The sequence below is a fragment of the Flavobacterium glycogeni genome, from assembly GCF_048286775.1.
Classification (GTDB): Bacteria; Bacteroidota; Bacteroidia; order Flavobacteriales; family Flavobacteriaceae; genus Flavobacterium.
In genome coordinates, this window is sequence record NZ_JBLVPV010000020.1 from 17,430 (window position 1) to 29,472 (window position 12,043).

The following is a 12,043-nucleotide window of genomic DNA, read 5'->3' on the forward strand; positions in this document are numbered from 1 at the left end:
AGAATAGTAAGTTTTAAAGCTAAGTGTTAAAAATATTAGATACTGATTGCTTCACTTTGTGCCATTTTATCAAAAACAAAGATATAGGTGTAACAAAATGTGACACCTTAACAAAAAAGGTTAATGTATGGACAAAATTATTATTCCAGACGAAATAATAACTAATAAAATTTATTTTGTTAGAAATCAAAAAGTTATGTTGGATCGTGATTTGGCTGAGCTTTATGTTGTAACACCTAGAAGGCTAAGGGAGCAGGTTAGTAGAAATATTGACAAATTCCCATCGCATTTCATGTTTCAATTGAATGAAATAGAAGTTGATTTAATGGTATCGCAAAATGCGATACCTTCAAGACAAGTTTTAGGAGGTTCGCTACCTTATGTATTTACTGAACATGGAATATTGCAGTTGTCTAATGTTGTGAAAAGTGAAAGAGCAACTCAAATGAGTATCAAAATAATAGAGATATTTGTAAGTTTGAGAGAATTTCTAACCGATAATTTAAGTGCAAAACTAGACATTGAAGAAATAAAGAAGAAATTGGTAAATCACGATAAAAATATTGAATTGGTTTTTACTTATTTGGATGAGTTGATGGAAAAACAAGACAATAAAATAGAAAGGAATAAAATTGGTTACAAAAATTAGAATTTAAAAAAGAAACATTAATAATACCGAAATGCCCTAGCCCTGATAGTAGCGGCATCCTTTTATTTTTTTTCTTTAAAAAATAAAAGATATAGCGAATAGCAGGATTAAGCTTCAAATAAAAATAAAAAATGTCAATAGAAAGTATATCCTTATCGGGAAGAAAAAAGCAAGTCTCTAACAAGGAGATGACTTTTTGGGAAAGAATGTATCTTGTTGCGATTGTCAAAGGTTTGATAATTACGATTCAGCATTTGTTTAAAAGAAAAGTAACGATTCAATATCCGGAACAAGTACGTGAAAGAAGTTCAGTTTATCGCGGTCAGCACATGTTGAAGCGTGATGAGGAAGGTCGTGAGAATTGTACGGCTTGTGGTTTATGTGCTTTGTCTTGTCCTGCAGAAGCGATTACGATGAAGGCTGAAGAACGCAGAGCAGACGAAAAACATTTGTACAGAGAAGAAAAATATGCGTCGATATATGAAATTAATATGTTGCGTTGTATTTTTTGTGGATTGTGTGAAGAGGCTTGTCCTAAAGACGCCATTTACCTGACAACTTCTAAAGTTTTGGTTCCTTCCAGCTATGAGAGAGAAGATTTTATCTTTGGAAAAGACAAATTGGTCATGCCTCTGGAAATGGCAATGAAAAACGCTCAACTTAAAAACGCTAACTAATGTCTACGATACTTATAATTTTTTGCGTATTGGCTGCTATCACATTAGCAACCGCATTTTTGACAATTTTTAGCAAAAATCCGATTCACAGCGCTATTTATTTAGTGATTTGTTTCTTTTCGATTGCGGGTCATTATCTATTATTGAATTCTCAATTTTTGGCGATAGTCCACATTATTGTGTATTCTGGAGCGATTATGATTTTGTTTTTATTCACCATCATGTTGATGAATTTAAATGAGGAAAGAGAAGTGCACCGACCTAGAATCACTCGATTAGGAGCTATTGTTTCTTTTTGCTTGATCTGTTTGGTTTTGCTTGCCATTTTCATCAATTCAAAACCTATTGTTGGAGAATATGTAACTACCGGCGAGGATTATCAATCTATAAAAGTATTGGGTAAAATACTGCTGAATGAATATATGGTTCCGTTTGAATTTGCCTCTATATTACTTTTGGTTGCTATGATTGGAACTGTGTTATTGTCTAAAAAAGAAAAATTGCAAAAATAAGATGAACAATATTTTAAACCACATTGGTATTGAAAATTATATATTCCTAAGCGTAATACTTTTTTGTATTGGAGTTTTCGGAGTGTTGTACAGACGAAATGCCATTATCGTATTTATGTCAATTGAAATTATGCTGAATGCAGTAAACTTATTGTTTGTAGCATTTTCAACCTATCATCAAGATGCGCAAGGACAAGTTTTTGTGTTCTTCTCGATGGCTGTTGCTGCGGCAGAAGTTGCGGTAGGATTGGCAATTCTAGTTTCTATTTTTAGAAATTTAGGTTCAATTACTATCGATAATTTAAAAAACTTAAAAGGATAAATGGAAATGAATACCAATATAGCTTTAGTTTTAGTTCTTGCTCCTTTTTTAGGATTTTTAATCAATGTTTTCTTTGGTAAAAGTCTGGGAAAATCACTTTCAGGAATATTAGGAACCTTGTCAGTTGTGGTTTCTTTTATTGCAACTGTTTATTTCTTCAGTGGAATAGCTGCACAACCGGAAGGCATTCGAATTGCTCTTTTTGACTGGATTCAAATCAGTAATTTCAAAGTTGATTTTGGATTTCAATTAGACCAATTGTCCGTTTTATGGTTGCTTTTTGTAACCGGAATTGGATCATTGATTCATTTGTATTCGATCAGTTACATGCACGATGATGAAAATATGCACAAGTTTTTTGCATATTTAAATCTGTTTATATTTTTCATGATTACCTTAGTAATAGGAAGTAACTTATTAGTGATGTTCATAGGTTGGGAAGGCGTTGGTCTTTGTTCGTATCTGTTAATTGGATTTTGGCATAAAAACCAAGAATTTAATGATGCAGCTAAGAAAGCATTCATCATGAACAGAATCGGTGATTTAGGATTATTGATTGGGATTTTTATCCTCGGATCTTTATTTTCAACGGTTGATTTTACAACATTAAAAACAGCTATAACTACTGCGCCAGACTACAATGACTTTTGGGTTGCGGTTGCTGCTTTAGCACTGTTTATTGGAGCTTGTGGTAAATCGGCTCAAATTCCATTGTATACTTGGTTACCGGATGCAATGGCTGGGCCAACTCCTGTTTCGGCCTTGATTCACGCTGCAACGATGGTTACCGCTGGTATATTTATGATTACAAGATTAAATTTCTTGTTTGATTTGGTTCCAAGCGTTCAATCTATAATCGCAATTGTTGGAGCTGTTACTGCTTTGGTAGCTGCTACGATAGGATTGGTTCAAAATGATATCAAGAAAGTATTGGCTTACTCTACCGTTTCTCAATTGGGATTGATGTTCTTGGCTTTGGGATTGGGTGCTTATGAAGTAGCCGTTTTCCACGTAATCACACATGCTTTCTTCAAGGCTTGTTTGTTCTTGGGTTCGGGTTCTGTAATTCATGCTTTGCACGGAGAACAAGACATGCGCAATATGGGTGGTTTGAAAAAAGCGATGCCAATTACGTTTATAACAATGCTTATTGCTTCTTTAGCAATTTCTGGAGTTCCATTATTCTCTGGGTTTTTCTCGAAAGACGAAATTCTATTAGTGGCTTTCCATCATAATATTCCGTTATGGGTTGTGGCTTCGATTGCCTCTATAATGACTGCTTTTTATATGTTCCGTTTGATGTTCTTAACGTTCTTCCAAGAATTTAGAGGAACAGCAGAACAAAAACACCATTTGCACGAAAGTCCTTCTTTGATTACCATTCCTTTGATTGTTTTAGCAATTTTGGCTACTATCGGTGGTTTGATCAGTTTGCCAGGAAACAGTTGGTTGAATGGATATTTGACTCCTATTTTACCAAAATTAGCAAACGCTGAACACCATTTAGGAACTACTGAATATATCTTGATGGCTATTGCCGTTGTGGGCGGATTAGTAGGAATTGGTATTGCTTACGTCAAATACATCAAACAAAATGAAGTTCCGACTGAAGATGCTGAAATCACAGGATTTTCAAAAGTGCTTTACAATAAATATTATGTTGATGAATTTTATGACGCTATTTTTGTTAAACCAATTAATTTCTTGTCTCGTTTTTTCAGAGATACTATAGAAACAGGTCTATCAGCTTTAGTTTTTGGATTCGGAAAAGTTACCAACGAAATAAGTTACCAAGGAAAGAAAATACAAAATGGGAGCATTGGTCTTTATCTTTTTGCTTTCGTATTAGGGCTTTGTGCCATTGTTTCTTATTTATTTTTAGCTCAATAATCATATATCATGAATGTATCTCTAATATTAATTATACTTTTGGTTGGTGCGTTTGCAACTTATCTTGCAGGCGATAAATTGGCCTCAAAAGTGGCTTTGTTCTTTGGGTTAGCTGCTGCAGGCGCTTCTATTGTATTATTAAATCACTATAATTTAGGTGAAAACATCAGTTTCATCAACCAGTGGATCACGCAACCTAATATTTCTTTTGCTCTAAAAGCGGATGGATTGTCGATGGCGATGCTTTTGTTGACCACAGTTTTGACTCCAATAATTATTTTTTCTTCTTTTGGAAATCAATATAAAAATTCAAAATCATTTTATGCGTTAATCTTGTTTATGTCGTTTGCCATGGCAGGAACATTCTTGGCATCAGATGGTTTGTTGTATTACATTTTTTGGGAATTATCTTTGATTCCAATTTACTTCATCGCTTTAATTTGGGGTAACGGAGACGCAGAAGAACGCAAAAAAGCAGTAGTTAAATTCTTTATCTACACATTGGCAGGTTCATTGTTTATGTTGGTGGCTTTTGTTTATATGTACCAACAAGCTGGAAGTCTTTTATTAGAAGATTTATACAAATTGAATTTATCAGCAACCGAACAATTGTGGATATTCCTGGCATTCTTCTTGGCGTATGCGATTAAGATTCCATTAATTCCGTTCCACACTTGGCAAGCAAATGTGTACCAAAAAGCCCCAACTGTTGGTACCATGCTTTTATCCGGTATTATGCTAAAAATGGGATTGTATAGCGTTATTCGTTGGCAATTACCATTGGCATCATTGGCCGCCAAAGAATACATGTGTATTTTCATAGGGCTTGGAATTGCAGGTGTGATTTATGGATCTATCGTTGCATTGAAACAAAAAGATTTAAAGAAATTATTAGCGTATTCTTCTTTGGCCCACGTTGGTTTAATTGCAGCAGGAACGTACACTTTGACATTAGACGGATTGCGTGGAGCAGTTTTGCAAATGATTGCACACGGATTTGTGGTTGTTGGATTGTTTTATGTCGCTGAAATTATTTTCAGAAGATACGAAACCAGAGCCATTGCTGAAATGGGTGGTATTCGTACGCAATCACCAAAATTCACTTCGATGTTTTTGATTTTGGTTTTAGCATCTGTTGCTTTGCCTACTACTTTTAACTTCATTGGAGAATTCACCGTTTTATACAGTCTTTCACAAATTAATATTTGGTTTGCCATTCTAGGAGGAACAACTATAATTTTAGGAGCGTATTATATGTTGAAAATGTTTCAACATGCGATGTTGGGAGAAACTAATTCTAAAGTTTTTGCTGATGTAACGATTAATGAAGGAATAACTTTGGTACTAATAATTGGTGTTTTATTCTTTTTTGGGATGTATCCAAAGCCAATTACCGATTTGATTACCCCAAGTCTGGAAGAAATTTTAACTCAAATAAACCGAATTAACTAAGTCAAATAAAAAAATGAATACATTAATAGCTATAATAGGATTAGGTGTTTTATGCCTTTTATTTGAAATATTTAATTTAAGGAAAGCCATTGTTCCAATAACAATTATTGGATTATTGGGAGTGCTGGGTTTAACCATATCTGAATTTAATTCAACGGAAAGCTACTACAACAACATGATTGTTGTGAGTAAATTTTCAAGTACTTTTTCGTCATTGTTCATTGTGCTTACCATTTTCTTGGTGGCTTTAGGACATAATTTTTACGAAAATCACCAATCTAAAATCTCGGATTATATTGCCATAAAAATATTTTTATTGGCAGGAGCAGTGGCAATGGTTTCTTTTGGAAACTTAGCGATGTTCTTTTTAGGAATCGAAGTATTGTCAATTTCCCTTTATATTCTTGCGGCAAGTGATCGTATGAATTTAAAAAGTAACGAAGCAGGAATGAAGTATTTCTTAATGGGATCTTTTGCTTCTGGAATCATTCTGTTTGGGATCTGTTTAATTTACGGTGCCATGGGAAGTTTTGACGTTACTGAAATCAGTGAATTATCGCAATCAGCGGAATTGCCAATTTGGTTTCCAATAGGAATTGTATTGGTAACAATTGGAATGTTGTTTAAAGTGGCGGCAGTTCCATTTCATTTCTGGGCGCCAGATGTTTACGAAGGTTCGCCAGCGTTGACAACAGCATTGATGAGTACTTTAGCGAAAGTAGTTGCCATGGCGACTTTGTACAAATTATTATCCGTTATGAATGCAGATATTTCTGAGTCTTTCAAAATTATTGTGGTCGTGATTTCTATGGCTTCGATGACGGTTGGTAATATTATGGCATTGAGACAAACAAATGTAAAACGTATGTTGGCTTTTTCAGGGGTTTCTCACGCCGGTTTTATGTTGATGACTTTGTTGAGTCTATCTACTTCAGCAGGAAGTTTGTTGTATTATGCCTCAGCGTATTCTTTATCTGGAATCGCTGCTTTTAGTGTGATTTTATACGTTTGTAAAAATAGAGACAACGAAGATATCGTGAATTTTCACGGATTGGGAAAAACGAATCCATTGTTAGCGGCCATCCTTACGGCAGCTTTACTTTCTATGGCTGGTATTCCAATTTTTGCCGGATTCTTTGCTAAGTTGGTTTTGTTCAATCAAACGATTCAAGCGGGTTATTTGGCTTTAGTAATCGCAGCAGTGGTGAACTCTATTATTAGCGTTGGATACTACTTTAAATTGATTTTGGCGATGTATACCAAAGAACCAAACGAAGAACGAAAAGGAACGCCGGTTATTATTTATGCAGTTGCCGTTATTGCGATTGTGTTAAATATCGCATTAGGGTTGTTCCCTTCTTTAGTTTTAGATTTATTGGCATAAACCAAAAATTTAAAAATATACAAAAACCATCAAGAGCAATTTTGATGGTTTTTTTTATTTGAAGCAAATTGTAAAATATCAGGTCAACAATATTATATTTACTTTTAGGTAGTGAGTTGTATTAGTGTTAAAAAATGGAGCAAAGGTGGGAGGGCTTGAGGTCCGTATATGAAGCTAAAAAGAAATTGACTAAATCATAAAAAGCTACAGATCTAAAATCAATTAAAAATGATTAATAAAAATAAAGAACCAGAAAATATTCGTTGGGGAATTGTGGGATGTGGAAATGTTACAGAGATAAAAAGTGGTCCTGCCTATCAGAAAACAGAAGGGTTTCAGCTCGCAGCAGTAATGAGAAGAGATGGTGACAAAGCTGCCGATTATGCCAGAAGACATGGAATTACTAAATATTATACGGATGCAGATGCGCTAATCAACGATCCCGAAATTGATGCAGTTTATATTGCGACTCCTCCTGATACCCATAAATACTACGGACTTAAAGTAGCATCGGCAGGAAAACCCTGTTGTATCGAAAAACCGTTAGCGCCAAATTATCAAGATAGCCTGGCGATTCATGAAGCATTTGCAGCAAAAAACATTCCTTTGTTTGTTGCTTATTACAGGCGTTCACTCCCTCGTTTCAAACAGATAAAAACATGGCTTGATGCCAATGAAATTGGTGAAGTCCGACATATAAGGTGGCATTTGAGTAAACCTGCAACACCTCAGGATTTGTCAGGAAACTATAACTGGAGAACTGATGCTGAAATAGCTACTGGTGGTTATTTTGATGATTTAGCCAGTCATGGGTTGGATTTGTTCATCTATCTTTTAGGAGATATAAAAGAGGTTTCCGGCATTAGTCTTAATCAGCAGGGACTGTATTCCGCCAAAGATGCGGCTACTGCCTCTTGGCTTCATGAGTCGGGAATTACGGGTACAGGCAGCTGGAATTTTGGATGCTATGAGCGGGAAGATACGGTAGAAATTTTTGGAAGTAAAGGTAAAATAGCATTCTCTGTATTTAATGATGAACCGATAGCACTTTCGAACGAACAAGGAAAAACGGAACTTTTTATTGCGCATCCGGAAAACATTCAACTGTATCATGTACAGCAAATTCGGGAACATCTTTTGGGAAACAGCAAGCATCCTTCCAATGGTTTGACAGGCGCTCATACCAGTTGGGTTATGGACAAGATTATCGGAAATATTTAGGATGAAATGAAAAACTGTTTGATTTTTATGATAAATTTCCAAAAGGAAGAATTTCCAATAAAAACCTAAAGCCAAAACAGCTCAAAACTGAATTGATGATTTTTACATCATAGAACCAGCTCCGTAATGAAGTGTATTTGTAATAAGATATAAGATTGAACGGAGAGTTTATTCGATTTATATAGTACTCTTTTTAAAGAAATACCAATCTGTCAATTCCTAATAAAAGCATAATATGGGATTAGTTTCAAACTACTTTTATTACATTTGTATATACAAATGATTTAATTATTTACAAAAGTAATAAAGATGGAAAATAAATTAAAAGTGCAAATTTGGTCGGATATCATGTGTCCGTTTTGTTATATAGGAAAAAGAAGAATAGAAGGCGCTTTGGAGCTTTTTGAACATAAAAACGCAGTCGAAATTGAATGGAAAAGTTTTCAGTTAGACGCCGGCTTTATTGCTTCTCCTGAAGACAATTTGGTAGACCATTTAGCTGAAAAATATAGAAAAGATAGGGATTGGGCACAAGACATGCTTGACAATATGACCCAAAATGCTAAAAATTCAGGATTGGATTTTCATTTTGAAAAAGCGGTTATGGCCAATTCATTGAATGCACATCGTTTGTTGCATTTGGCTAAAAAGCACAATCTGGCCAATGATTTAGAGGAATTGTTGTTCAAAGCCTATTTAACCGATGGCAAGAACGTTAATGATTTGAACACATTGAAAGCGTTGGGACTGGAAGTAGGACTAAATGCGGAAGTTATTGATGAAGTATTGCATTCTGATGCCTATGCAAATGAAGTGCAGCAGGACATTAAAGAAGCGCAAGCTATCGGTGTTCAAGGTGTTCCCTTTTTTGTTTTCGATAGTAAATATGCAGTTTCGGGGGCACAACATGTTGAAACGTTTGTGAAAACACTCGAAAAAGTATGGGAAGAAGGCAAATTTGAAATAAAGCCAACTGTATTGAATACTACTGATGGAGACAGCTGCGGAATTGATGGATGTGACTAAAAAGGAAATAGCTTCAAACAAAATTCCCGCTGATACGAATACCAGCGGGAATTTTTAAACCAACCATTTATAACTAACTATCTTCTGTCTATTCTGATGGCTACACTACCTGTTGCTTTAGTGTCTTCTTTTTTGGCTTTTGTGCCGTTGTTTTTATAATAGTATTGATCCTGATCGTTTGAATTTTGGTTGTTTCCATGGTCATCATCACAATCATCGTTATCATTGTTATTTTGGTTACCACCATAATTATAGTCGAAGTTACCATCGTTATTTTCATAAGCTCGACGCCCTTTTACAGTTCCAATCATATCAACAATTTGACCACGACGGTTGTAGATAATTTGCAATCCACCTACTTGTTCCAAAGCATAACGGTTGTACGTCATGTAAACTGAACCCACTCGTTTGATTCTATCATTTGAGTCATAGTTGATAAACACATTTCCAATACGTCTTACTCTGCCCATGTAGTCGTGTTCCACTTTTACACCATAATTCCCATTTCGAACATTTCCAGGTGCACCATACGTTTTATTCACACCATTTTTTTTGCCTGATTTATAATACATACCGTCGGTTGAACCGGTTGAAGGGCGTGTATTAAAATCAAATTGTCCGTCAGGAAATATGAAGAACTCAATTCCTCTTTCTGTAAACACAATTGGGTCGGCATTTCTAAAATCTACTGGAGATCTTCTTTCAACAGAAAAATCGATTTTTTCTGCGGCATTCACTACACTACCTCCAAATACGAAGATACTAGCTACTAAAAGGGTAATTTTTTTCATGATAAATATATTTTGAATTTTGCCTACTCTTGAGCTTTTCGGCTTTCGCTTTTTTTACTTATTTGATTAGGTATATTCAAGTAGCATGCCAAAGATTTGAATCACGGTTTTGTATTTTTAGATTATGAATTGATTTTTAATATATAATTTATTTAAAATCAGCATGTTGGTGTTTGAAAAAAAATAAAAATAATTTTATTCAGAAGCTAACATTAAGATTTTTTTAATACAATTTCTGTTTGGCTCGATGCTTTTTTTGTGCTTTTGACGAAGAAATAATTCCAAGAAAAGAGAAAGAACCTAATTTTTAAAAATCTTTTTATATAAAACTACTTATCAACATTGCTTTAAAATTAACTTTGGTTACGAACTCGCATCAGTTGATATTGAGTAATTTTGTAACATGTATGCTTTAGTCGATTGTAATAATTTCTATACTTCCTGCGAACGCGTTTTTCAACCGCAGTTCGTTGGGAAACCGGTTGCAATATTGTCAAATAATGACGGTTGTGTGATTTCCAGAAGCAATGAAGCAAAGGATGTTGGGGTTCCTATGGGTGCGCCGATATTCAAGATTAGGGAATTGGTAAAAGAGAAAAAAGTGCAACTATTTTCTTCGAATTATCCGCTTTATGGTGATTTGAGCAATCGGGTGATGGCAATTTTAAGTCAGTTTACACCTAATGTGGAAATTTATAGTATAGACGAAGCCTTCCTGAATTTTGATGGTTTGACTATTTCCGATTACCACGATTATGGAATCCAAATGAAAACCCGTGTACAAAAATGGGTAGGAATTCCCGTTTGTATTGGTTTTGCATCAACGAAAGCATTATCAAAAGTAGCCAATAAAATCGCCAAGAAGTTTCAAGACAGAACGCAAGGTGTTTATGTTATTGATACCGAAGAAAAGCGCATCAAAGCCTTGAAATGGACAAAGATTGAAGACGTTTGGGGTATTGGCTATCGGATGAATAAAAAAATGAAAGCCAAAAACATTGTGACTGCTTTAGACTTTATTGCACCACAACACGAAGCTTGGATCAAGAAAGAAATGGGCGTGACTGGTTTGCGTTTGAAATACGAACTGGAAGGGAAATCAGTTTTGGATTTAGAACCCATTGTTGACCAAAAGAAAAGCATTGCGATTACTAGAAGCTTCCCAAAACAAATTTCTGATTTTGATTTGCTGCGTGAACGTGTTGCCACTTTTGCAGCGGTTTGCGCAGAGAAATTGCGAAAACAAAACTCCTGCTGTCATACCATTATTGTAATGTTAGTAGTTGATAAACATACGGTGCAAACTTCCAAATATTATTTTAACATGGCGATTACATTGCCTTATGCGTCAAATTCTACGTTGACGATTTCGAATACGGCAATTGATATACTGAAAAAATTATATGAAGGGAATGAGAGCATAAAATTCAAAAAAGCGGGTGTCATTGTTACCGAATTGATTGATCAGGACAAGAAACAATTGCAGTTGTTTGATGAAGAGAATCCCAAACATTTAGCGTTAATGAAAGCGATGGATAAACTGAACAACAAAATTGGAGACAAAAAAGTAAAGTTGGCCACCCAAAATTTAAGTTTGACCTGGAATATGAACCAGAATCATTTGTCACCCAGATACACCACTAATTTTAAAGATATTCTTGAAATAAAATGTCAATAAACAAAGAGCAAAAATTGAATTTTTTTCTGCCTGATTTTGAAAGTGAATTACGAATTCCTTTCATAAACGAAGGTGTTTCGGCTGGATTTCCATCGCCGGCGGCTGATTTCATGGAAACTAATATTGATTTGAACAAGGAACTTAGCGAAAATCCGTTGGCGACTTTTTACATCAAAGTCAAAGGGAATTCCATGATTGATGCCGGAATCAATGACAAAGATGTTCTTGTTGTGGATAGAAGTTTGGAACCGCAAAACAATAAAATTGCGATTTGTTTTATTGATGGAGAGTTTACTGTAAAACGCATGCAACTGGAGAAAGACTGTTTGTATCTGATGCCTGAAAATCCCAATTACTCTCCAATAAAAGTCACCGAAGAAAACCAATTAATCATTTGGGGAATTGTGACCTATGTGATTAAGAAAGTGTAAAAGCTACCTG

Annotated in this window: 12 protein-coding genes; 11 read left to right on the forward strand and 1 reads right to left on the reverse strand. The window is 34.9% G+C overall.

Features of this window, described 5'->3' with window-relative positions; all coding sequences use genetic code 11:
• The first annotated feature begins 127 nt into the window (after window positions 1-127).
• The 9 genes from ACNQGX_RS14105 to ACNQGX_RS14145 all read left to right on the forward strand — a co-directional run bounded on the left by ACNQGX_RS14105 (window position 128) and on the right by ACNQGX_RS14145 (window position 9,133).
• On the forward strand, window positions 128-649 hold the full coding sequence (locus tag ACNQGX_RS14105; RefSeq protein ID WP_417977270.1) for an ORF6N domain-containing protein: 522 nt from the start codon (window positions 128-130) through the stop codon (window positions 647-649).
• 131 nt (window positions 650-780) lie between these two features.
• The gene (locus tag ACNQGX_RS14110) at window positions 781-1,326 is read left to right on the forward strand and encodes a NuoI/complex I 23 kDa subunit family protein (RefSeq protein ID WP_417977272.1); all 546 of its coding nucleotides are present in this window, start codon (window positions 781-783) and stop codon (window positions 1,324-1,326) included.
• On the forward strand, window positions 1,326-1,838 hold the full coding sequence (locus ACNQGX_RS14115) for an NADH-quinone oxidoreductase subunit J family protein (protein ID WP_417977274.1): 513 nt from the start codon (window positions 1,326-1,328) through the stop codon (window positions 1,836-1,838). Before ACNQGX_RS14110 ends, ACNQGX_RS14115 begins: the two co-directional genes overlap by 1 nt.
• Window position 1,839: 1 nt before the next feature.
• Complete coding sequence (nuoK, locus tag ACNQGX_RS14120; protein ID WP_066079401.1) at window positions 1,840-2,160, forward strand: NADH-quinone oxidoreductase subunit NuoK; 321 nt, start codon at window positions 1,840-1,842, stop codon at window positions 2,158-2,160.
• Window positions 2,161-2,166: 6 nt separating this feature from the next.
• Window positions 2,167-4,050, forward strand: a complete 1,884-nt coding sequence (nuoL, locus tag ACNQGX_RS14125; RefSeq protein ID WP_417977276.1) for an NADH-quinone oxidoreductase subunit L — start codon at window positions 2,167-2,169, stop codon at window positions 4,048-4,050.
• A gap of 9 nt (window positions 4,051-4,059) precedes the next feature.
• On the forward strand, window positions 4,060-5,502 hold the full coding sequence (locus tag ACNQGX_RS14130; RefSeq protein WP_417977278.1) for a complex I subunit 4 family protein: 1,443 nt from the start codon (window positions 4,060-4,062) through the stop codon (window positions 5,500-5,502).
• A gap of 13 nt (window positions 5,503-5,515) precedes the next feature.
• Window positions 5,516-6,886, forward strand: a complete 1,371-nt coding sequence (locus ACNQGX_RS14135) for an NADH-quinone oxidoreductase subunit N (RefSeq protein ID WP_417977280.1) — start codon at window positions 5,516-5,518, stop codon at window positions 6,884-6,886.
• Between the two features lie 228 nt (window positions 6,887-7,114).
• The gene (locus ACNQGX_RS14140; protein ID WP_417977282.1) at window positions 7,115-8,107 is read left to right on the forward strand and encodes a Gfo/Idh/MocA family protein; all 993 of its coding nucleotides are present in this window, start codon (window positions 7,115-7,117) and stop codon (window positions 8,105-8,107) included.
• Window positions 8,108-8,416: 309 nt separating this feature from the next.
• A complete protein-coding gene (locus ACNQGX_RS14145; RefSeq protein ID WP_417977284.1) occupies window positions 8,417-9,133 on the forward strand; it encodes a DsbA family oxidoreductase in 717 nt (238 codons plus the stop codon).
• A 77-nt stretch (window positions 9,134-9,210) separates the two neighbouring features.
• Here the strand turns inward: ACNQGX_RS14145 and ACNQGX_RS14150 are convergent, their stop codons facing one another.
• Window positions 9,211-9,924 carry a hypothetical protein gene (locus ACNQGX_RS14150; RefSeq protein ID WP_417977286.1) on the reverse strand — a complete coding sequence of 238 codons (714 nt, stop codon included), beginning with the start codon at window positions 9,922-9,924 and terminating at the stop codon, window positions 9,211-9,213.
• Window positions 9,925-10,327: 403 nt separating this feature from the next.
• Between ACNQGX_RS14150 and ACNQGX_RS14155 the strand changes: the two genes are divergently transcribed.
• Window positions 10,328-11,602 carry a Y-family DNA polymerase gene (locus ACNQGX_RS14155; protein ID WP_417977288.1) on the forward strand — a complete coding sequence of 425 codons (1,275 nt, stop codon included), beginning with the start codon at window positions 10,328-10,330 and terminating at the stop codon, window positions 11,600-11,602.
• A complete protein-coding gene (locus tag ACNQGX_RS14160; RefSeq protein WP_131915641.1) occupies window positions 11,593-12,033 on the forward strand; it encodes a LexA family protein in 441 nt (146 codons plus the stop codon). The genes ACNQGX_RS14155 and ACNQGX_RS14160 overlap by 10 nt, the downstream gene beginning before the upstream one ends.
• Window positions 12,034-12,043: the final 10 nt, after the last annotated feature.